17 protein-coding genes are annotated in these 20315 nt (G+C 50.7%); 12 read left to right on the top strand and 5 right to left on the bottom strand.

Features of this window, described 5'->3' with window-relative positions; all coding sequences use genetic code 11:
• Positions 1 to 84 precede the first annotated feature (84 nt).
• Genes JMG82_RS01115 through JMG82_RS01075 form a run of 9 tightly spaced genes read left to right on the top strand, consistent with a single transcriptional unit; the run spans position 85 to position 9464 of the window.
• A complete protein-coding gene (locus tag JMG82_RS01115; RefSeq protein WP_201353105.1) occupies positions 85 to 1608 on the top strand; it encodes a rhoptry family protein in 1524 nt (507 codons plus the stop codon).
• Positions 1605 to 2249, top strand: a complete 645-nt coding sequence (locus tag JMG82_RS01110; protein WP_201353104.1) for a type 4a pilus biogenesis protein PilO — start codon at positions 1605 to 1607, stop codon at positions 2247 to 2249. Before JMG82_RS01115 ends, JMG82_RS01110 begins: the two co-directional genes overlap by 4 nt.
• Entirely contained in the window at positions 2246 to 2650 is a 405-nt protein-coding gene (locus JMG82_RS01105; protein WP_201353103.1) for a hypothetical protein, read from the top strand. Before JMG82_RS01110 ends, JMG82_RS01105 begins: the two co-directional genes overlap by 4 nt.
• A gap of 33 nt (positions 2651 to 2683) precedes the next feature.
• Entirely contained in the window at positions 2684 to 4225 is a 1542-nt protein-coding gene (gene mshL, locus JMG82_RS01100) for a pilus (MSHA type) biogenesis protein MshL (RefSeq protein ID WP_201353102.1), read from the top strand.
• The gene (locus JMG82_RS01095) at positions 4222 to 5028 is read left to right on the top strand and encodes an ATP-binding protein (RefSeq protein WP_201353101.1); all 807 of its coding nucleotides are present in this window, start codon (positions 4222 to 4224) and stop codon (positions 5026 to 5028) included. The genes mshL and JMG82_RS01095 overlap by 4 nt, the downstream gene beginning before the upstream one ends.
• Entirely contained in the window at positions 5021 to 5926 is a 906-nt protein-coding gene (locus JMG82_RS01090; protein WP_201353100.1) for a CDC27 family protein, read from the top strand. Before JMG82_RS01095 ends, JMG82_RS01090 begins: the two co-directional genes overlap by 8 nt.
• On the top strand, positions 5923 to 6477 hold the full coding sequence (locus tag JMG82_RS01085) for a hypothetical protein (protein ID WP_201353099.1): 555 nt from the start codon (positions 5923 to 5925) through the stop codon (positions 6475 to 6477). Before JMG82_RS01090 ends, JMG82_RS01085 begins: the two co-directional genes overlap by 4 nt.
• Before the next feature lie 3 nt (positions 6478 to 6480).
• Complete coding sequence (locus tag JMG82_RS01080; RefSeq protein WP_201353098.1) at positions 6481 to 8223, top strand: GspE/PulE family protein; 1743 nt, start codon at positions 6481 to 6483, stop codon at positions 8221 to 8223.
• A complete protein-coding gene (locus JMG82_RS01075) occupies positions 8220 to 9464 on the top strand; it encodes a type II secretion system F family protein (protein ID WP_201353097.1) in 1245 nt (414 codons plus the stop codon). The genes JMG82_RS01080 and JMG82_RS01075 overlap by 4 nt, the downstream gene beginning before the upstream one ends.
• On the opposite strand, the gene JMG82_RS01070 is transcribed toward JMG82_RS01075, so the two are convergent.
• Positions 9451 to 11514 (bottom strand): ATP-dependent helicase, encoded by a 2064-nt coding sequence (locus JMG82_RS01070; RefSeq protein WP_201353096.1) that lies wholly within the window; start codon positions 11512 to 11514, stop codon positions 9451 to 9453. The two genes, JMG82_RS01075 and JMG82_RS01070, sit on opposite strands and share 14 nt — an antisense overlap.
• A 123-nt stretch (positions 11515 to 11637) precedes the next feature.
• Here JMG82_RS01070 and JMG82_RS01065 point away from each other — a divergent pair, with 123 nt between their 5' ends.
• Complete coding sequence (locus JMG82_RS01065; RefSeq protein ID WP_201353095.1) at positions 11638 to 14268, top strand: valine--tRNA ligase; 2631 nt, start codon at positions 11638 to 11640, stop codon at positions 14266 to 14268.
• Between the two features lie 80 nt (positions 14269 to 14348).
• On the opposite strand, the gene JMG82_RS01060 is transcribed toward JMG82_RS01065, so the two are convergent.
• Positions 14349 to 14567 (bottom strand): hypothetical protein, encoded by a 219-nt coding sequence (locus tag JMG82_RS01060; RefSeq protein WP_201353094.1) that lies wholly within the window; start codon positions 14565 to 14567, stop codon positions 14349 to 14351.
• Positions 14567 to 15118, bottom strand: coding sequence for a hypothetical protein (locus tag JMG82_RS01055; protein ID WP_201353093.1), 552 nt, complete (start codon positions 15116 to 15118; stop codon positions 14567 to 14569). The genes JMG82_RS01060 and JMG82_RS01055 overlap by 1 nt, the downstream gene beginning before the upstream one ends.
• A gap of 63 nt (positions 15119 to 15181) precedes the next feature.
• On the opposite strand from JMG82_RS01055, the gene ppk2 reads away from it, so the two are divergent.
• Together ppk2 and JMG82_RS01045 are read left to right on the top strand one after the other, a co-directional pair.
• The gene (gene ppk2 / locus JMG82_RS01050) at positions 15182 to 16069 is read left to right on the top strand and encodes a polyphosphate kinase 2 (RefSeq protein WP_236579155.1); all 888 of its coding nucleotides are present in this window, start codon (positions 15182 to 15184) and stop codon (positions 16067 to 16069) included.
• Positions 16070 to 16185: 116 nt separating this feature from the next.
• Positions 16186 to 16830 carry a hypothetical protein gene (locus JMG82_RS01045; RefSeq protein ID WP_201353092.1) on the top strand — a complete coding sequence of 215 codons (645 nt, stop codon included), beginning with the start codon at positions 16186 to 16188 and terminating at the stop codon, positions 16828 to 16830.
• A 20-nt stretch (positions 16831 to 16850) separates the two neighbouring features.
• On the opposite strand, the gene JMG82_RS01040 is transcribed toward JMG82_RS01045, so the two are convergent.
• Together JMG82_RS01040 and JMG82_RS01035 are read right to left on the bottom strand one after the other, a co-directional pair.
• Positions 16851 to 17333: a DUF2231 domain-containing protein gene (locus JMG82_RS01040; protein WP_201353091.1), complete on the bottom strand. Its 483-nt coding sequence runs from the start codon at positions 17331 to 17333 to the stop codon at positions 16851 to 16853.
• A gap of 107 nt (positions 17334 to 17440) precedes the next feature.
• On the bottom strand, positions 17441 to 20221 hold the full coding sequence (locus JMG82_RS01035) for a helicase-related protein (protein WP_201353090.1): 2781 nt from the start codon (positions 20219 to 20221) through the stop codon (positions 17441 to 17443).
• Between the last annotated feature and the right edge of the window lie 94 nt (positions 20222 to 20315).

The raw sequence follows: 20315 nt of genomic DNA, 5'->3' as shown, positions 1-20315 counted from the left end.
AGTTTTGCTGGGTTAGAATAGATCCCAAGTTATATAACGTATTGACTTAAAAAGAGGCAGTAAATGTTCAAAAGATCGCAAACCATGGTAGATCAGGTCAACCCGAACCTTCAGAAAATCGTCTCGATCAATGCATACAAAAAAGAATATTACCAGTTCCAGAACAATGCATTGCAAAAAATCGAAAAACTGACATACGACAAAAAGAATTTCGTCGTATCCACCCTCGACGCGAAAGATTTCATCTCCTCTCTCATAGAGATCAGTGTCAACATCCCGCCGGAGGATTTGCAGGATGCCATCGAACTGAAAGCGTATGACGACCTCGGTCTCGACCAGGCCGTCGAGTATGTCATCCGCTTTGTCGAGGCACCCGAAAGAAAAACCGACAAACTCCGCTATTTCCACGTTTTCGTAGCGGAACCGGAAGTGCTGCACGAAACGTTCGATCCGATAAGGGAACAGGTCAAGTATATCGACTACATCTATCCCAAACCCTACCTGATTCAAAATATCTACGAAAAAGAGATTCTCGACGCATTCGGCGTCCACGGTTTTCTCTATTTTCAGAAAGAGGATGCTTTCCTGGCGCTCTTCAAGGATGGCGAATATCTCTACTCCAAATCGCTGAAATACTCTTTTGAAAACATTTACGAGCGTTTCTGCGAATTGTATGGCGAAAGGGTCGATGAGGAAGCGTTCTACGACATGCTGCAAAACGAAGGGCTGAAGACATCGAATTTCGATTACCAAGACCAGCTGATGAAGCTCTTCAGCGAAATCTTTCTCTATGTCAACGACATCCTCATCTACGCCAAGAGAGCCTTCGACATCGAAAAGATCGACATGTTCTACGCCGGATCCGAAAGCGGTCCGATCCTGGGGCTCAACGAATATGCCCATACCTATCTTGGTATCGAATCGAACGATTTCGATTTCGATTACGAAATGGAAAAGGGCGAGTGGTACATCGACCAGTTCCACTATCTCAGTATTCTCGAAGCGATCAAAGACATCGAAGGCGAAGAGAGTCCAAACTTCACCCTCTTTTTCAGGCCTCCCCCGTTCGTTGCAAGACGAAGCGGCCAGTTTATCATCACAACCATGGCGACAGTGGTACTGGCGCTTTCGCTTCCGGTCTACAACTACACCTTTGACACCTACACGAAAATCGTCAACGAAAAGCTGACGAAGGAAGAGAAAAAACTCAACGAACTGGTCACTTCCATCAAAAGGGAGATCAGTTCGCTGCAGACGAAAAAGAAAGATGTCCTCGGGAAAATCAAGGCCGAGCAGGATCTTTTCGAAACCAAAAAGAAAATTCTTTCCGCTATTTACGACAAAAAAGTGAATTACCCGATGAAAGCGAAAACGATCGTCAATTTTGGAAACGACATGGGTAAATTCAATGTAAAAGTGACCAAAATCGTCGACGAAGACAACACTTTTACTCTCTCGCTCTACTCGACCAGCGAAAAGAGGATCACTCAATTCATCAAATATTTGACCGATAAATATGAAAGGAAGATCCATACAGATATCGAAAAGATATACAAGGATGAGAAAACCGGTATCTATCAAGGCGATCTAAAGGTGACAGTATTATGAAAATCATAGAGGATTTACTGGAAAAACTGGACAGATATTTCGAGGAGAAGAAGGAGAGTGAATTCTACCTCATGGTCCTTGGAATCATGGCGGTTGTCGGTCTGATCTCCTACTCCTATCTGATTCCCATCACGGAAAAGCAGCTGAAAAAAGATCTGAAACAGCAAAAACGCCTGGAGAAAAAGATTCGCGAAGAGAAGTCCTATCTCGCTTCCGTGACTGTCAACAATGACCAGAGATACAAAATCAAGAAGCTTCAAAAAGAGATACAGACGCTCCAGGTCAAATTCAACGACCTCAAAGAGATCAACGAATATTCCGATTACCAGATCCAGACCCTTTCGGAACTTCTGTTCAACGAAAAGAACTGGGCGAAATTTCTGGATTCGATCGCACTCAAGGCGAAAAAGAACAATATCGATATTTTCCTGATCTCCAACAAATTCATCAACAACAAGGACAGTTTCGGACATGTTCTTGAAATCGGTGTCGAATGTGCGGGAAATTACAGGAACATGATCAATTTCCTGAACGAAATCGAAGAGAGTGAGCTGGTTGTCGATATTTACAACCTTGAGCTCGAAAGCGACAAGACTATCAACGCAAACTTTAAGGTATCAGTATGGGGAATCAACTATTGATTAAAAGTACGGCCGTTGCTCTTTTGACAGCGACAGTGCTCAATGCCGAAATCACGATCAATGATATCGACAAGCTCGTCAACGATATCAAAGAGGAACGGATCGGGCTTGAGAAAAAAGAGGTTGCCACGGCGAAAGATCCTTTCATCTATCCAGGTGGCCGATATATCATGTCCAAAAATGTAAAAAAGAGGAAAAAGCGGTACCATTTCAACCTGACGGCCATCATCAACGACCGGGTCAAAATCAACCGAAAATGGTATGGGCTCAATGCAAAAGTGAACGGATACAAAATATCGAAAATCGGGGAGGACAATGTCCTGCTTGTCCGTAACAACAAACAGGTGCGTGTCTTTTTGAAGCGTCCAAAAAGTAAAAAAATAAAACTTCTCGCGAAATAAGGATTGGGAATGAATTGCATAAAAACAATCAAGATGTCAATTTTGGCAGCGGTTATTACGGCATCGGTCGGGATGACCAGCAACCTGAAGGCCGGCTGCGAAGACAACCTGTTCAACATCAAGGCGAACAAGGGGACCAGGATTTCCGAATTGATTGATCAACTGGCGGAACAGTGCGATCTGACACTTATAATCAAAGACAAAGAGGCTGCAAAACGGCTGAAAATGCCGTTGAACCGATTCTCTCTCAAAGATGCAACGCTTCCGGAAGTCCTCAATGTCGCATTGAACGAACACAATCTGAACTACTCTCTTGACGGCAATATCCTGAAAATCTCCTATCTGCTGACGAAAACCTTCCATGTCGACTATATCAGCACCGACCGCAAAAGTCAGAGCAATACGAAGGTCATGCTCGCCAGCGGAGTGGCCAGCCAGCAGACGGTGGGAAGTACAGGGGGCATGGTTTCGACAAGCAACATGAGCACCGGGGAATCGGAAAGCGGCATCGACATCTCTTCAAACGACGAATTCATTTTCTGGGCAACGCTCTCCGATCAGATCGAAAACATCCTCAACCGCCCCGAAGACACCTATCAGGCCGGAGCTCCTGTCATCGACAAGGAGTCGGGTCTTGTCACGATCACCGGAACGAAAAAGCAGCTGGACCGTGTGGAAGAGTATCTCGACAATCTGATCAACCGTCTGCACAAGCAGGTACTGATCGATGTAAAAATGTACGCCGTCGTTTTGAAAAAAGGAAAAGAAACCGGTATCGACTGGCGTGAAATATACAAACTGCAAAACTTCAGTGTATCCGCCGAAAGACTCCGGACCAACAGCAACATCAATGAAGGAGGCATCACTCCGGGTGACGGACTTGGCGGGAAAATACCTTTCATCGCCGATCCTGTCATCGGCAAAGTGGCGACATTCACGGATATCGTCATGAACGCCCAGCTTGGGACGATCATCAAGTTTCTTGAATCACAGGGGGATGTCCACTCCGTTTCCAATCCGAAAGTCCTGACACTCAACAATCAGGCGGCAATGATTACGGTAGGAAAACAGTATTTCTACAAAATACAGAACAGCACCACTCTCAGCAACACAGGCGGAAGCACCGTGGCGCAAAATGAAATCATCGATTCGGTGTTTGCGGGGATTCTGCTTGATATCACCCCTGAAATTTCTGCAGACGGCACGATCACGTTGAAAATCAACCCTTCTGTCAGCGATACGATCAATCCCGTCACCAACGACAATGTCAACCGAACGATGCCGCCCGACCTCGAGCGCCGGCAGATGGCTTCCGTTGTCACGGTCAAAGACGGTGCCCATGTCATTCTGGGTGGACTCATCACCGACAAAGTTCAGAATGAGACCAACAAAGTTCCCTTGCTTGGCGACATTCCCCTGCTTGGCTACGCTTTCAAGTATGATGAGCAAACCAACGAAAAGATCGAACTGGTTATCATCGTCACGCCGCATCTGGTCAAAGCGAAGAATTCTATGACACTCAAAGATATCGGATACAACAGACTCTCCGATAGCAATTTGACCCATATGCAATGAGCAAATTCAAAGAGCTGCAGAAAATATTCATCGACAGGATCGAGATCAGCCAGTACATCGGCCTCGATACCTCGATCCTGTTTTACAACAAACTTCAGGAGAGTATCGCCAAACCTCTGAAAATGATACTGCTCTATGGAAAGCCGGGAACGGGCAAAAGCATACTCATCAACAAAATCTATCATGACCTCAAAGAGAAAGAGAATGTCTTTCTCATCTCAACCCCTATACAGAATCCCGACGAATTCATCAAAACGCTCTACTCTTTCCTAATCGAAGAGGACGAGGTGCCCGAACATCTTACATACAACCAGTTCATCGATATCTGCAATACGCTCAAAGATGAAAAACATATCACCGTTTTGTTGGACGAGGCGCAGCTCTATCCTTCCGGAATGATGGAGCAGATACGGCTCATTTCCGATACACGCGTTATCAAATTCGTCGTCTCTTTGCACAAGACGGAAAAAGAGGACCTTATAGCCAAAGAGCATTTCCAGTCGAGAATTTGGGAGACGATCGAACTGAAAAACGGAACGGTCCACGATACGCAGATGTATATTCAGAAAAAACTGATACAGCAGAACTATTTCGAGATCGCCAGCATGTTCGACAAAACCAATATCAAACATATCCATAAATTCACAAAAGGAAACTACAGGGAAATCAACAAACTGATGTACACACTTTTTGAAATCTACGACTATTACGAAAACAACAAACCGTCCAAAATCGCCCACCGTACGATCAAAAACAAATTTATCGAAATGTCCGCTTTGAAACTGGGATATATCCATGCTTGAAATCGAACAGTTGGAAAAAGAGTGGCGACGCTACAAACTCAAGCAGTTCCGCCCGCTCGTCGTCACTCTGCTGCTTCTTGGCGGAGGCGCGGCAGCCACACTCTTGTGGCCGGAAATCCGCACGCTTTTTCCCTCTTTGGAGCAGTCTGAAAGAGTCGTCGGGAAAAAACCGACAGCGGCTCCCGTTGCAAAAAAGCATGAAAAAGCGCAGGAGCGGACGAGATCACCGGAACCGGTATCGGCATCGACACAGCTTCCCGAAAAACCGGCTCTGGCCGCTGTAAAGCCCGCAACCGTCCAACCTACCGAAAAAAGAGAAAAAGCCCCGACTCCGAAAACCGGGGAAGCATCGGTCGTCCTCAATCCCGATACGGCATTTCTCAGCGAGTTCAAAGCATCGCTGAAAGAAGAGAAGCCCGTTTCGAACACGCCTGTCAAGCAGGAAGTGATTCCGGTTGCAAACGAAACATCCAGAGCGGAAAAAAAGACGAAAAAACCGAGACTGGAAGAGATCGAACCGGTCCCGGCGAAACAGACAAACGCCGTGTCCGTTCAGGTCGAACCCAAAAGAAAATCCTCTCTGCTCATCCAGACGAAACGGACCAACAACACTCTCGAATATCTGATCGAACGTTTCAATCAGAAAAGAGATCCGAAGCTTGCCACCTATATTGCACAGAGCTTCTACAAAAAAGGCAACTACAACGAAACCGTCCGGTGGAGCATCGTGGCAAATTCTCTCGATCCTTCCAGTGAAGAGAGCTGGTTGCTTTTCGCCCAGGCGAAAGTTAAACTTGGACAGAAAGAGGATGCGATCAATGCATTGCGTATCTATCTCAACCAGTACTCATCCAAAAAAGTCAAATCCTATCTTCAAACCCTGGAGAGTGGCCTGTGAAAAAAATTTCGCTTCTTCTGTTGCCTCTTTATGTCACAACATCGCTTTACGCATCGGAACTGGAAACACTCTATTCTCTCTATACGCAAAAACAGTATGCCAAGGCGTGCCATCTCGGCCTGAAAATTTTCAACCGGTACAAGAAAAACTCCAAGTTTCTGATGCTGTACGGTTTTTCCTGCCTCAGATCAGACTACATCGACCGCCTGGCTGTGCCCATGACCGGTCTGAGGCATACGAAAACGGAGCGTGCGAACGCCAGCTATTTCGCTACGATCATTCTTCAAAAAAAGCTCCTTTACCATGCACTCTTGGACAATGTGGACATCACCCACCTGAGACTTCCCAAAACCGACTACATCCTCTCGGAAGTATTTGACATGTACACGCGAAAAGAGTATAAAAAGGTGGATGACAAATACTATTTCAATTCCAAAAAGAGACCACAGATGCTTTACGTACTCTATTGCGAATACGGAAAAGGCGCTCCCAAAATGGTGATAGAGGAGCGACTCGACAATCATCTTTTGAAAAAACACAGGTATTGGTAAAGTATGGGTAAAATAGTAGAACTGCTTATTGCACATGGACTGGTAACCAAAGAGCAGATAGCCGAACTCATCAAAAGCAAAAAAACGAAAAAGATCACGCTCCGGTCTCTTATCGACCACAACATCGTCAATGCGGAGCAGGCTTACAAACTCATCGCCGACGAGGTACGCAAAGGCAATCTCTCCCTGGAAATGCTCGAAAAAGAGGGCGGAGCGATCAATATAGATACGATTTTGAAGCATCTCTCCGAACTGATGAAAATGGAGTATATCAATCTCGACGAGATCGATATCGACCTGCGCCTCATCTCGAGACTTCCTATGCAGAAACTGGAAAAAATCGGCGCGTTGCCGGTCAAAGAGAGTGATCTCAATGTCACTGTCGTATTCAAAGACCCTTTCGATTTCAGCGCACAGGAGACGATCCAGCGGGCATTCCCCAAAAAACCCGTCATCGTCGCACTCTCCAGACCCAGCCAGATCGCCTATCATCTCAACCGTCTCGAGATGTCCGAAAGCATCAAAGGTCTGGTCAACGAAATACGCGAAGAGATCTCAGAAAGCGCCTCCGCCACGGAAGCGAGCGAATCTTCGGCCATCTTGAAGCTGATCGAAGTGATTCTCAAATCCGCCATCATCGGCCGTGCCAGCGACATCCACATCGAACCGACAGAGAACAGCTGTATCGTCCGAAGCCGTATCGACGGGATGCTGACAGAGAGTTTCCGGTTTGACAAAGACATCTACCCTCCCCTCTCCTCACGCTTGAAACTTCTGTCCAATCTCGATATCGCCGAAAGACGCAAACCCCAGGACGGCCGCTTTTCGGCCACGATCATGAACCGTGAATTCGATTTCCGTGTCTCTACGCTCCCCATCATGAACGGCGAATCGATCGTCATGCGAATTCTCGACAAATCGAAAGTGATGATACGCCTCGAAGATGCCGGCATGAGCCCGCACAACTTCAAAATTTTCAACGACGCCCTGAAAATTCCCTACGGAATCGTCCTGGTCACGGGACCGACAGGAAGCGGTAAAACCACGACACTCTACGGGGCTCTCAACAACCTCAAAAGCGTGGACAAAAAACTGATCACCGTCGAAGATCCCGTCGAATACCAGATGAATCTCGTACAGCAGGTTCAGGTCAATACGAAAGTGGGACTCACCTTCGCCAGTGCGCTTCGTTCGATTTTGAGGCAGGACCCCGATATCATCATGATCGGTGAGATTCGCGACCAGGAGACTCTGCGTATCGCTGTGCAGGCGGCACTCACCGGACACCTCGTGCTTTCCACGCTTCACACCAACGACGCGATCAGTGCCATCACCCGTATGGCCGACATGGGAATCGAACCCTATCTCATCAGCGGTTCACTGATTGCCATCGAGGCGCAGCGCCTGGTTCGCAAAATATGTCCCTACTGTAAAAAAGCTGTCGAAATTCCCGATCATATCATTGAAGAACTCCAGGAATACATTCCGGAAAACTATCAGTTCTACAAAGGAACAGGCTGCAAAGAGTGCCAGGGAACGGGATACAGCGGACGGGAAATGATCAGCGAGGTTCTGCGCGTCAATGAAACACTCACAAGCATGATCGCACGGGAAGCCTCAAAAGCGGAACTGACAGAAGAGGCTTTGAGGCAGGGATTCGTCTCCATGATCGAGGATGGAGTCAAAAAGGCCCTGGAAGGGCATACGACCATCGAAGAAGTATTACGAGTTGCGAGGTTATCATGAAATATTATCAAGTTACACTTTTGGTCCGGGGCACGAGACGCAACATCATTCTCAAGGCTCTCAACAGGGCCGATGCCATCAAAAAGACGAAAAAGGATTATCAGGGCACCCTGGTTCGGGTCAGAGAGATCTCCGCTCCCATTGACGCCACGATCAAGGAGTTCATCTCCCAGTTCAGATCCACCGTGGCCAACAAAAAGGTCCAACCCAGAAATCTCATCGCAGCCATTCGCCAGCTGGCAGTCATGACCAATGCCGGCATCTCCATCCATGACGCACTCAACGAAATCGCCAACGCCACCAACGATGCCAAACTCAAAGAGATCCTGCAGCAGGCTTCGGAAAACATCAACGCGGGTCTGAGCCTTTCTGAAACGTTCAGGCGATACCGATACGATGTGGGAGGCATCACATTGGCGATGATCGAACTGGGAGAACAGACGGGTAATATGGCCGATGCCCTCTCGAGCCTGGCGGACATTCTCGAAGAGATTCAAGAAAACGTCGCGAAATTCAAAAAGGCGATGCGCTACCCGATGATCACGTTGGGCGCCATGGCGATCGCCTTTACCATTCTGATCATGGTCGTCGTGCCCAAATTCAAATCGATCTTCGAAAAATTCCATGCGGAACTGCCGCTTCCGACCAAAATTCTTCTGGGCATCGAATATGTCATGAGCAATTACGGACTGCTCGTGCTTGCCGGCCTTGTCACTTTCATCGTGATCATTCTCTACCTGTACAGGAACAACGACAACTTCAAGTACAAAGCCGACAAACTGATGCTTAAAACCTATCTGATCAAAGATATCATCTTCTTTGCGACTCTCAACCGCTTCTCCATCGTCTTCACCGAACTGGTCCATGCCGGTATTCCCATTGCCGACGCGCTCGATACGGCCACGGGTATGATCGACAATGCGGTCATGCGTGAAAAGCTCGAAGCGGTCAAGGTCTCGGTCTCCCGGGGTATCAGCCTCACCGAGGCCTTCAAGGACACCGGTGTCTTCGAAAACATGATCATCCAGATGATTTCGGCCGGTGAAAGCAGCGGCCAGCTCGACAATATGATGCGCAAAGTCACCGACTACTACCGTATGCGTTTCAACCACATTCTCGACAACATGTCATCCTACATCGAACCGATCATGCTGGCTATCATCGCCGCGCTCGTTCTTCTGCTCGCTCTGGGTATCTTCCTGCCGATGTGGGATATGGCTCGCGCCGTCAAAGGCCACTGAGCCCTTTGAGCCTCTCGTAGGTCCGGTCTTTTTTCAAAAGACCGGCTTCGTAGAGAAACTGGGAAGGGAAAAAATCGGTATCTTTGAAACTGTCGTGTTTTGCGTAAGAGAGGTAAAGCATGTCTCTAGCCCGTGTGACGGCTACGTAGAAGAGTCGCCTCTCCTCTTCGATCTCCCCGGCACCGCTTGCGAGTTTTCTGTTGGGAAACCGGCCGTCCATCAGGTCGATCACATATACCTCGTCGAATTCAAGCCCTTTGCTCGCATGGACTGTCAGGAGATTGACACCCTCCCCTTCACTCAGCTCCCTGCCTCCGAGCACCATGGCATTGATGAACTTTTCGAGGGTATTGTAGGCTGAAGCCAGCTGGATTAGCAGCACCCCTTTGCGTCGGATTCTCTCCATCGACTCCTCTTTTTTCGCCGGATCGATCTCCCCGTTTTTGAGCGTAGCACGCCGGGAGGCCAACTGGTCTGCGACAAAAGCGTAAAGAGGCGAGGAGAGAATGGCACGCACGATCGACTGGGGCTGCTTTTTGGCCCGAAGCGATCCCATCAGTCTGAAAAAATCGTCAATGAACCGGACGCCGTCGCTGTTGAGTGCCGGATGTTTGAGAATCGGATGGGCCAGAAAATTTTCATCGAGCCCCATATGCGCGAAGCGAGAGACCGAGCCGATCTGTGTGGGATGGTCGAAAAGCCCCAGCTGGTAGTTTGTCGCCCGCGCTTTGAAAGGGTTGGTCATCGCTTTGGGACGGAACATCCCCTCGAACATATTCCCATCCCCCAGAGCCACGAGCCCTTCGAAAAGCTCCCTGGAGGTGGCGCTGCCGATTCCCCTGGCATAATCGAATATGTGAATAAAAGCCATCAAATCTTTCGGATTCGCCACCAGTGTCGCCAGATCGAGCGCGGCTTTCACCTCTTTCGCATCGAAAAAACTCCGTCCTCCTTTGCGGCGGCACGAGATGTTCTGTTCCCTGAGCATCGCTTCGATCCCGTCGGCGGAAGCATTGTTTCGGAAAATGACGGCAATCTCGTGATGGGGCGTCGTGCTTCGACGAATGAGCTGCGCGATCGATTCGTACTGCTGCATCAGATTGTCGAAAATAAGAAGCTTCGGCATCTGCGCACTCCCTTCCCTGACCACTTCGAGCTGTTTGGGGTAGATCCTCTCGTTGTGCTCGATCACCGTATTGGCCAAAGAGAGAATGGGAGCCGTGGAGCGGTAGTTTTTCGAAAGAGTGAAAACCCTGGCGTCGGGAAACTTTTTCGTGAACGAGCCGATGATGTGGATATTCGCGCCGTTGAAGGCATAGATACTCTGATCGTAGTCGCCGACACAGAAGAGCGACGGGGGACGCATCGCATCGATCAGCGAGCCTTGCAGTTCGTTGGTGTCCTGATACTCGTCGATGAGCACCTCTTTGTAGGGGAGCTTTCTCTCGCCGAGCGCTTCGCGCATCAGAATGAGCAGGTCGTTGAAATTGACGAAACCGAACTCCTTTTTCGTCTCCTCGAACTCCCGGATAATATCGAGATAGATATCCACATAGGGTTCCTGCCCCTCGTGCCGTTTCGGGAACCACTCCTCGAAAGGCTCCATCGTCGCATTCTGAAAGAGGGAGTAGAGATCGTAGAGATAGTTGGCCGAAAAAGGCTGCGCTTCGGCTCCCACATGGTGAAACTGGCGTTTTTCGTAGATGCTTCGAAAGAGTGTCTTGAGCTCCGAAGGCTGCTTGAGTATGATGGGGCGCTCCATCCTCTTCAGCCACCGGTAGCTCACGGCATGGAAAGTGCCGGCTTCGATCTTTCCGGCTGTCTCACGTGAAAAATAGCCCGCCACACGCTCGATCATCTCCGCCGCCGCCTTGTTGGTGAATGTCAGCAGAAGAATCTCTTCCGGCGCCACCCCTTCGGAGAGCAAAAAGCCGATACGCCCGACGATCGTGGATGTTTTCCCGGTGCCGGCGGAGGCGATGATGAGGTTGTGGCCAAAGGGCGCTCTGGCCGCCTCCAGCTGTTCGGGATTCAGACGCGACAGGGGCATGGGTCGAACATTTCCTTTGTCATGGTTTCGCTGCGGTTCTTTTTCATTCTTGCATCCTTTAACCGGAATGTTACCCGCAATTGGATATAATCGCGTTTAATTTTTTACATTTGAGGGCATTGAATGAGCGAGAAAAAAGGGTACGATCCCCACGAAATCGAAGAGCAATTTTACAACATCTGGGAAAGCGGCGGCTGTTTCGAAATCGACGGCAACCGGGCGATTCAAAAACCCGGCCGCAATTTTTGCATCATGATGCCGCCTCCGAACGTCACGGGAAGTCTTCATATCGGGCATGCACTCACTTTCACGCTGCAGGATATCATCGTACGCTACAAGCGCATGGACGGTTACAGAACCCTCTGGCAGCCGGGGACGGACCATGCGGGCATCGCGACACAGAATGTCGTTGAAAAGCAGCTGCTGGCCGAAGGAAAAACCAAAGAGGACCTGGGGCGCGAAGCGTTTCTTCAGCGGGTCTGGGAGTGGAAAGAGCACAGCGGCGGCATGATCGTCCACCAGATGCGCAAGCTCGGCGTCTCACCCGCCTGGAGCCGTGAACGCTTCACGATGGACGAAGGGCTCAAAAACGCCGTGCGAAAAGCTTTCGTGCAGCTTTACGAAGAGGGGCTCATCGTCCGGGGAAACTACATGGTCAACTGGTGTACCCACGACGGTGCTTTGAGCGACATCGAAGTCGAGTATGAGGAACACGACGGAAAACTCTATCACATCCGCTATCCGCTGGCGGATGAAGAGGGCTTCGTCGTCGTCGCAACGACCCGGCCCGAAACCTATTTCGGCGATACCGCCGTCATGGTCCATCCCGACGATGAGCGCTACAAGCATCTGATCGGCAAAAAGGTGCGGCTGCCGCTGATCGGCCGTGAAATTCCGATCATCGCCGACGAACATGTCGATATGGAGTTCGGAACGGGCGTGGTCAAAGTCACCCCCGCCCACGACCCCAACGACTACGAAGTCGGAAAACGCCACAACCTCGATTTTATCACGGTGTTCGATGAAAAAGGGATTCTCAACAAATTCGCCGGCGAGTTCGAAGGTCACGAAAGGCTCGACGCGAGAGAGAAAATCGTCAAGCGCCTCTATGAGGAGGGATACATCGAAAAAACAGAGGAGCATCGCCATCAGGTGGGCCACTGCTACCGCTGCCACAACGTTGTCGAACCCTATATCTCCAAACAGTGGTTCGTCAAAAAGGAGATAGCGACCAGAGCCATCGAAAAAGTCAATGCCGGTGAGGCGAAATTTTTCCCGCCCCACTGGATCAACAGTTACAACGCATGGATGAGCGACCTCAGAGACTGGTGCATCAGCCGCCAGCTCTGGTGGGGACACCGCATTCCGGTCTTCTACTGCAACGACTGCGGCCATGAATGGGCGGACGAGAACGAACACCCCGAAAAATGTCCCGAATGCGGCAGCACCCGCATGACGCAGGACCCCGACGTTCTGGACACCTGGTTCAGTTCGGCTCTCTGGCCTTTTTCGACACTGGGTTGGGGCAACGGCGAGGCCCTCAAAGGTGTCAAATGGAACGAGGGAGACATCGAAAACTTCTATCCCAACGACCTTCTGATCACTGGTTTCGACATCCTCTTTTTCTGGGTTGCGAGAATGATCATGATGGGAGAGCATTTCATGAAAGAGCTCCCTTTCAAAGATATCTATCTCCATGCCCTCGTACGGGACGAGCATGGCAACAAAATGTCCAAATCCCGCGGCAACGTCATCGATCCCCTCGATACGATCGAGCAGTACAGCGCCGACGCGCTTCGCTTCACTCTCGCCGTCCTGGCCGTACAGGGCCGGGACATCCGGCTAAGCAGCGAGAAGCTGGACCAGAGTAGGAATTTCACCAACAAGCTCTACAATGCCGCGAAATACCTGCAGATGAATGTGCCCCGCTTCGAAAACCTCGAAGAGATCGAAGTCAAAACGCCGCTGGGCCGCTATATTCTTTCCCGGTTCTCGCTCGCTGTCGAAGAGACAAGGGGCTTCATCGACCAGTACCGTTTCAACGACGCCGCCACGACCCTTTACCGTTTCCTCTGGGGAGAGTTCTGCGACTGGGGCATCGAGCTGAGCAAGGCGAGCAAAGAGAGTGTCGCGGAGCTGGGGGCCATCTTCAAAGAGGCGATGAAGCTGCTGCACCCCTTCATGCCTTTCATCACCGAATACCTCTGGCACAGGCTCTCGGAAACGACCGTCCAAAAAGAGGGCTCCATCATGGTGATGCCCTACCCCGAGAATCTGCCGCGGGACGAATCGATCGAACGGGAATTTTCCCTTATCATCGAGGCGATCGTAGCCATACGCCGGGCGAAAGCGACAGTGGATATGCCGGGCAAAAAGATCGAAATCGCCTATGTCAAGCCGGACGCGGCGATGGACGGAAAACTCGCCGCCCCTTTTATCCGGCTCCTTGCCAAAACGGAAAACGTGACGTTTGTGGACGAAAAGGTTGAAAATGCCATTACCGACGTCAGCGACCACATGGAGGTCTATCTGCCCCTGACGGATATCGATCTGCAACCCATACTGGAGCGTCTTGAAAAACAGCAGAGCAAACTGACCAAAGAGGTCGTCAAACTCTCGGGCATGCTCAAAAACGAAAAATTCGTCGCCAACGCTCCCGCCCACGTGGTCGAAGAGAACCGAAAGGCCCTCGAGGACGCGAAGAAGAAACTGGAGAAAATCGAAGCGGAACTGTTACAGCTCACACAGATCTGAAATGTCGCGGTAGAAGAAAGAGGCGCTTCCACGGCGCCTTCTATCACGTAAAAACCATGGGAGCGCTCCAAAGTGACGGCTCACGATTGAAAATCATCCGCTTTTGCCATCTCTTCTGCATGCACCCTGTCCACCAGATCGAGAGCGTCGATCGTGTTGAGGATGATCTGTTTCTTGCTCGTCAAAGGTTTCATGGCCAGGTTTTTCGTCTTTTTGTCGGTTCTTGGATTCGAGACAATCTTCATCACCTCGTTTTCAAGTTCTTTGATGTACTCGTTCAGACACGCTTTGATATCCACTACTGTTTCTCCTCGTCCCTCAATGTTTCACGCATTTTCATCCATCTCCTTTTCAAATCTTTGCCGTCACCGTATCGCAGGAAGTGCCAGTAGCGGCGGTGGGGACCCCGTATGCGCCTGCTGTGGCGTATCGGACACCAGAACTGCTCGGTTTTCGAAGCGATCTCCCGGACATAGGCGATCAGCCCGTTGAAGTAGGCGCAATAGACGCAGTTGAGTTTCTGAAGGGCGTTGAGATAGCTCAGACGGTGTCTGTCGAAAACGATGTAGTCGCCTCTTGCGACCTTCGGAATGCCGTAGAGGGGGAAACAGGTCGCCTGGTAGACCGTAACGGAGGCATCCATGACGAGTGCCGGCACGATCATGGCGTAGATTATGGGGGCCGAAAGCGCATATTTAGGATTCCCCCGGCGAATATAGGTCCAAAGAGGGATATATTCTTCCGCAAAATCGCATGTGATCGTTTTCGTCTCCCCGGCCAGCTCCCGGTAGAGTTCACTCTCCGCCGCTTCGATTCGTCCGATCAATTCCTCAATCTTTTTATAATCCATTCTTTAGCCTCTTATTGAGTCTTAAAATGATACAATAAAAAAAGATAAAGAGGAGGTTGTGTTTTGGCCAAAAAGAATGAAACGATGGAAGAGTTGAAAGAATTCGAAGACGTGGAAGTATGCGGCAACAGCGACCCGCTGCCGGTTCTTTTGAAAAAGAAAAAGGCGATAAGGAAGTATCTCGAGGCCGAGGAACTCAAACCCTACCAGGCAGAACTCATCAAACTTCAGAAACATCTGGAAATCAATAAGCTGAAAATGATCATTCTCTTTGAAGGACGGGACGCCGCGGGCAAGGGAGGAACGATTCGCCGTGTCACCCGCTACATGAACGAAAAACATTACCGTGTCGTCGCTTTGGGCAAACCGACCGAAGAGCAGAGGACACAGTGGTATTTCCAGCGCTACGTGGAGCAGTTTCCCCGGGGCGGCGAAATCGTGCTTTTCGACCGCAGCTGGTACAACCGCGCAATGGTGGAACCGGTATTCGGTTTCTGCACACCCGAGGAATACCGGACATTCATCGAAGACACCCCAAGCTTCGAAAAGGGACTGGTCCGCAACGGCATCATACTCATCAAACTCTATTTCAGTGTGACGAAAGAGGAACAGCGCCGCCGTTTCGAACGTCGCAAGACCGACCCTCTGCGCCAATGGAAACTGAGCGAAGTCGACCTGCAGGCACAGGAGCGGTGGGACGACTTCACCAACATGAAGTATGAGATGCTCAAACACACCCACACCACCATCGCCCCCTGGACCATCATCCGCTCCGACAACAAGCATCTCGCCCGCCTCAATGTCATGCGGGTCATCCTCAATTCCATCCATTACGAGGGACGCGACGAAATGCTCGACTACGTTCCCGACAGCAACATCGTCGTATCCGGTGCCAGGGAGATCGAACTGATGGAGGCGCAGCGGCTGCGAAGCGGCAAATTCATCGGATAGTAAAAAATTGAAAACCGCAAGTTAAAAGGGAGAGAAAAGGTCGCTCTGTTGCTTTTTTATTACAATCGACAGCTGAGGTTGCACAGCATCCACATGCCAACACAAATGGAGAACCGATGACCTTTTACAATCTTCTCAATCACGATATAAAAGTCGACAAAAAGAGCTTTCTTGACGCCGTCAATGCGCAAAAGCCGATCGCCATCACCCTGGGCGGCGACATCCTCGACGCATCGGGTGATCTACCCTCTCAGCCCTACATTTTCGTCGGCACGCCCAAATCCCTGGTGGGCACGGCCGTTTCCAGGCCGACTCCACTGGCCAAAATACTCACAGACAACTACGAAGTGAAAGACGAGGGGGATAAAATCGCCATCTACGCAGGACGCGCCTGGCAGGAGCTTCTGGCAGCCAACGAGCCTTTCGCCCTCTATCAGGACACCACGGCTGACGGCATCACCGAATTTTTGGACAAAGAGCTCGACGATCTGATCTGGTACAGTTGCGAATTCGGCATCAATGCGCGGGAAGTGGCGGAATTTCTGGAGAAAGAGGTGGAGGGAGCCGTCGTTTGCATCGAAAACGAACGGCCCTACAGCTTCAACGGCTGTGCCTATGTCGACGATATCGAAACGGCCAGACAACGGGCGTTCGATTTCATCAAAAAAAGCCTCCAGGAGAGAGTCGAAAAGGGGGAAATCGATCTTGCTACCCTGGAAGATGCGGAAGAGGAAGCGCTAAAGTTTTTTGAGCTCCTGTGAAGTCAAATGAGGGATTGTTTTCAATTTTCCCAGTTTTTTTGACTCTCTTCCACTCTCTGGTTCACTATTCTGTTATCGATACCGGCAGAATATTTATAAACCAGAGAACCGCCGTGATTGCCCTGATAAAGTGTGGCGATGATTGTAAGGATGATAAGCAGAAGTGAAATCTTCTCAAGCATCACGAGATCTTTGTTGGTCGCCAGCCATTTCAAAAATGTTGTCAATGCAAGAAAGCCTACCACTATGAAACCGAACGTTTTATGGCTATTAAGAACAGCGACTCCCTTCTCGAGAATATCGTGATCGGCCAGAATCTTTTCCGCATCGAGGAAACCTCCATACAGGGCAAACAGCGATATAAGCAGCGAAAGCGCCAGGATTCTTGTCGCGGCTTTCGAATAGGTTTTGTCCAGGGTCGCCAAATATGTCACTTGGGAAAAAAATGCCGCCAGTGGCAATGCAATGACAAAATGGACAAATGGGGGATGCAGTACGTTCATGAGCCTATCCTTTTATGGTGATTCAACCATTGTAATATTAATCAAATGAATAATTGATTAAACGGGATACCGAATCGGATTCCCCAAAGGAGCAAGCGGCGCATCCACTATCTTTTGATCTGTCGCCCCCCTCGGAAGCACTCCTGGCAGATACCGAAGCGGAAATGGGGCGGCAGGGGTTTGCCGCACCGTTTGCATGCCCTTGCGAAAACTCCCTTGCGCAGTGAACGCTCGATGAACCGGTTGAGTATTTCACGGGCCTGCAGTGCGTTCTGTGTATCGACGAAGGCATCGGGAAAGCGGTAGGAGAGCCAGAGGTAGAGGGATATCTCTTTTACCCTCTCCTCCGCTTCAAAAAGCATATCCGACGTCTGGGCGATGCCGGGAAGATCTTCGGGAACAGCGAAGGGGATCGGCTCTTTCCTCTCCAAAGCGATCAGATAGCGGTGGAAGACGCTCTCAAGATAGGGCGACCCAAGGCTCAGTGGCGCGCAGGCGAGATGATATTTGGACTTCAGATCGAGGTGGTAGAGATCGACCATCTTGGCGATTTCGAGCATGTTTTCGATGTTGGCGGCGACAAACGGGCCGTCGAACCGCATATGCTTGACGAAAAACCCGAGTATTTCGGAGAGACTTTCGGTCTCGATGATTTTGGCGATCAGCTCGATATGCTCGAAATTGGCCATGACACGATAGGGTCCTCGTATCGGCGGAGCCGGTTCGTCGATCAGCTCCGTAACGGTCTGGAGCACCGGCGCCGTCAAGGCACCCACATACCCCTCTTCGTGCAGACCGTACCGCCCTGCCCGCCCCGCGATCTGACGGATTTCCGAAGGGGTCAGAAGCCGCCGGCTCTGCCCGTCGAATTTGGAATCCCTGGCAAAGAGGATCGTCTTGATCGGCAGGTTGAGCCCCATGGCGATGGCGTCGGTGGCCACGAGAATCTGCGACTCTCCTTCCCTGAAACGCCTCGCCTCTTCCCTGCGCACCTCCGGACTGAGGTTCCCGTAGACCACGGAGACGTCGTACCGGCCGCTGAGCTGCTCTTTGAACGCCAGAACGTCCCGGCGCGAAAAGGCGACGATGGCGGTGGAGGGCTCAAGCTTTTTGAGCGATGCGGGATGATGATGGAGAATCAGCGGCGCCTTGCGCTCGAAACGGACCACTTCCAGATCCTCCTCCAGCCACGACGCCAGCTCCTTCACTGCCTCGAGGGCGTCTTCGCTTCCCGTCATGATAACGGTGTGGGCGGGAATACCGATGATGGCGTTGGCCCAGGCCCACCCGCGATCGGGATCGTCGATCATCTGAACCTCGTCGATGACACAGACATCCACTTCGATCTGGTAATTGGCCATTTCGATCGTCGAGCTGATATGGGCCGCCTCTTCGTCGATCAGCTGTTCTTCCCCGGTGACGAGTGAGGCCGGTATGCCCGATTTGAGCAGCGTCTCGTACCCTTCCAGCGCCAGCAGACGAAGCGGTGCCAGGTAGTAGCCGGTATCCGCTTTCTTGAGACGCTCCATCGCCGCATAGGTTTTGCCGCTGTTGGTCGGACCGACATGGAAAATCAGTCGGCGATCCATCTCTCTTGCCAAGGGAAAGAGGTTCTTGAAATCCCGTATGGTGCGCGCCAGCAGTTCTTCCCGCTGTTTTTTGAGTTTCAGCCCCTCGATCTGGCGGGCGAAATGGCGGTTGATCGTCTTGAGGGTCTTGTAGGGTATCTCCAGAATCTCCTTGCGGGCGATCGCGTCGATGATCGCATGGGCGATGATCGTCTCTATCTCCTCTTCGTGCAGATCCAGCCCCTCGGCCTCGTGAAGCAGTGCACTCTTCAGTGCCGCCAGTTCCGCATCGAACTGTGCCTCCACTTCGACCCGCCTGAGCTCGAAATCTTCGTCGATCTGCAAAGGAGCGTTGTCCCAGATGCTCTGATACAGCCAGCGCTTCTGAACTTCCAGAACAAGTTTGTAGCGGACTCTCCACTCCTCTTTTCCGAAAAGAGTTTTCTCCATATCCCTGAAGAGGCGTATCGACTCGGCGAGCATTTCCGCTTCGGAAATTTCGAACTGTTCGAAAAGGATTCGGCGCAAAAAGGGTTCCGGTACCGGAACGAAAAGAAAGTCGCACTCTTCCGGTATCCGTTTGATGGTCTGCAGCACCTCCTCTTGGCTCAGATAGCGGTTGGGGCCGGATGCCTTCTGCAAAAAAAGGTCGATCTCCCTCCTCTTTTTTTCGATCGCCTTCTCTTTGCACTGTTTCAGACGCTCCTTCAGCGCCGCTTCATCCAGATGCGCAATCTCTTCATCCTCGAAAGGCATACACGTAAGCTGAACGATTTTGTGGAAATCCTCCTCGAATATCCTGAAACGGAAGGAGTGAAAGAAGAGAAAGCGCCCGGCTTCGTCAAAAGAGCCGTCGAACGCCTCCTCCAGGCGGGACCGTTTTTTGGCGTTACGGAGTTTCAGCAGTGCTTTGGCGATCCTTTTGGGGGTGATCTTTTTCAGGCGGACCTCTTCGAACTGCTCTTTGAGCGCCACCTCTTCTGCGGGCGTGTGTTCGATCTGTGCGAGAATCTCGTCGATCTTCTCCATCCGGGCTTCGTTGCTCGTGACGCTCTTGTCTGACTTGAAGGTGGTATCCAAAGATTTGAGGTATTCGGTAATCAGCGCTCTGTCGGCGACATCACCGCTCGACCACAGGCGCCGGAATGCCCGGACCAGGTCCGCTTTTGTCAGATGCTGCTCTTTGAGCGAAAGTATCATCGCCATTTCGATGAGATTGTCGAGGGGTACCCGCGTGATGCCCTCGTCGAATCCTTCCCCACCGAAAATTTTCCGGATGGTCTGATTGTATTTGATGAATTTTTTTTTCTTTTTTGCCATTTTAAATCGTACGGTACCGAATCAAAGTCCCGACACCTGCGCTCCCACTCCTTTTGCTTCGCCGGCAAGGCCGGGTTCTAAACGAAAGCAAACA

Origin of the sequence: Hydrogenimonas urashimensis, assembly GCF_016593255.1 — a bacterium.
Lineage (GTDB): Bacteria > Campylobacterota > Campylobacteria > Campylobacterales > Hydrogenimonadaceae > Hydrogenimonas > Hydrogenimonas urashimensis.
Note: the sequence above shows the minus strand (reverse complement) of the source record. Positions and strands in the feature narration are given on the sequence as shown.

Excerpts from the sequence above, each read along its gene's own strand:
- JMG82_RS01035 (WP_201353090.1), bottom strand. The coding sequence starts at position 20,221 with ATGGCAAAAAAGAAAAAAAAATTCATCAAATACAATCAGACCATCCGG.
- JMG82_RS01045 (WP_201353092.1), top strand. The coding sequence starts at position 16,186 with ATGACCTTTTACAATCTTCTCAATCACGATATAAAAGTCGACAAAAAG.
- JMG82_RS01090 (WP_201353100.1), top strand. The coding sequence starts at position 5,021 with ATGCTTGAAATCGAACAGTTGGAAAAAGAGTGGCGACGCTACAAACTC.
- JMG82_RS01095 (WP_201353101.1), top strand. The coding sequence starts at position 4,222 with ATGAGCAAATTCAAAGAGCTGCAGAAAATATTCATCGACAGGATCGAG.
- JMG82_RS01065 (WP_201353095.1), top strand. The coding sequence starts at position 11,638 with ATGAGCGAGAAAAAAGGGTACGATCCCCACGAAATCGAAGAGCAATTT.
- JMG82_RS01110 (WP_201353104.1), top strand. The coding sequence starts at position 1,605 with ATGAAAATCATAGAGGATTTACTGGAAAAACTGGACAGATATTTCGAG.
- JMG82_RS01115 (WP_201353105.1), top strand. The coding sequence starts at position 85 with ATGGTAGATCAGGTCAACCCGAACCTTCAGAAAATCGTCTCGATCAAT.
- mshL (WP_201353102.1), top strand. The coding sequence starts at position 2,684 with ATGTCAATTTTGGCAGCGGTTATTACGGCATCGGTCGGGATGACCAGC.
- JMG82_RS01075 (WP_201353097.1), top strand. The coding sequence starts at position 8,220 with ATGAAATATTATCAAGTTACACTTTTGGTCCGGGGCACGAGACGCAAC.
- JMG82_RS01040 (WP_201353091.1), bottom strand. The coding sequence starts at position 17,333 with ATGAACGTACTGCATCCCCCATTTGTCCATTTTGTCATTGCATTGCCA.
- JMG82_RS01070 (WP_201353096.1), bottom strand. The coding sequence starts at position 11,514 with ATGCCCCTGTCGCGTCTGAATCCCGAACAGCTGGAGGCGGCCAGAGCG.
- JMG82_RS01055 (WP_201353093.1), bottom strand. The coding sequence starts at position 15,118 with ATGGATTATAAAAAGATTGAGGAATTGATCGGACGAATCGAAGCGGCG.
- JMG82_RS01080 (WP_201353098.1), top strand. The coding sequence starts at position 6,481 with ATGGGTAAAATAGTAGAACTGCTTATTGCACATGGACTGGTAACCAAA.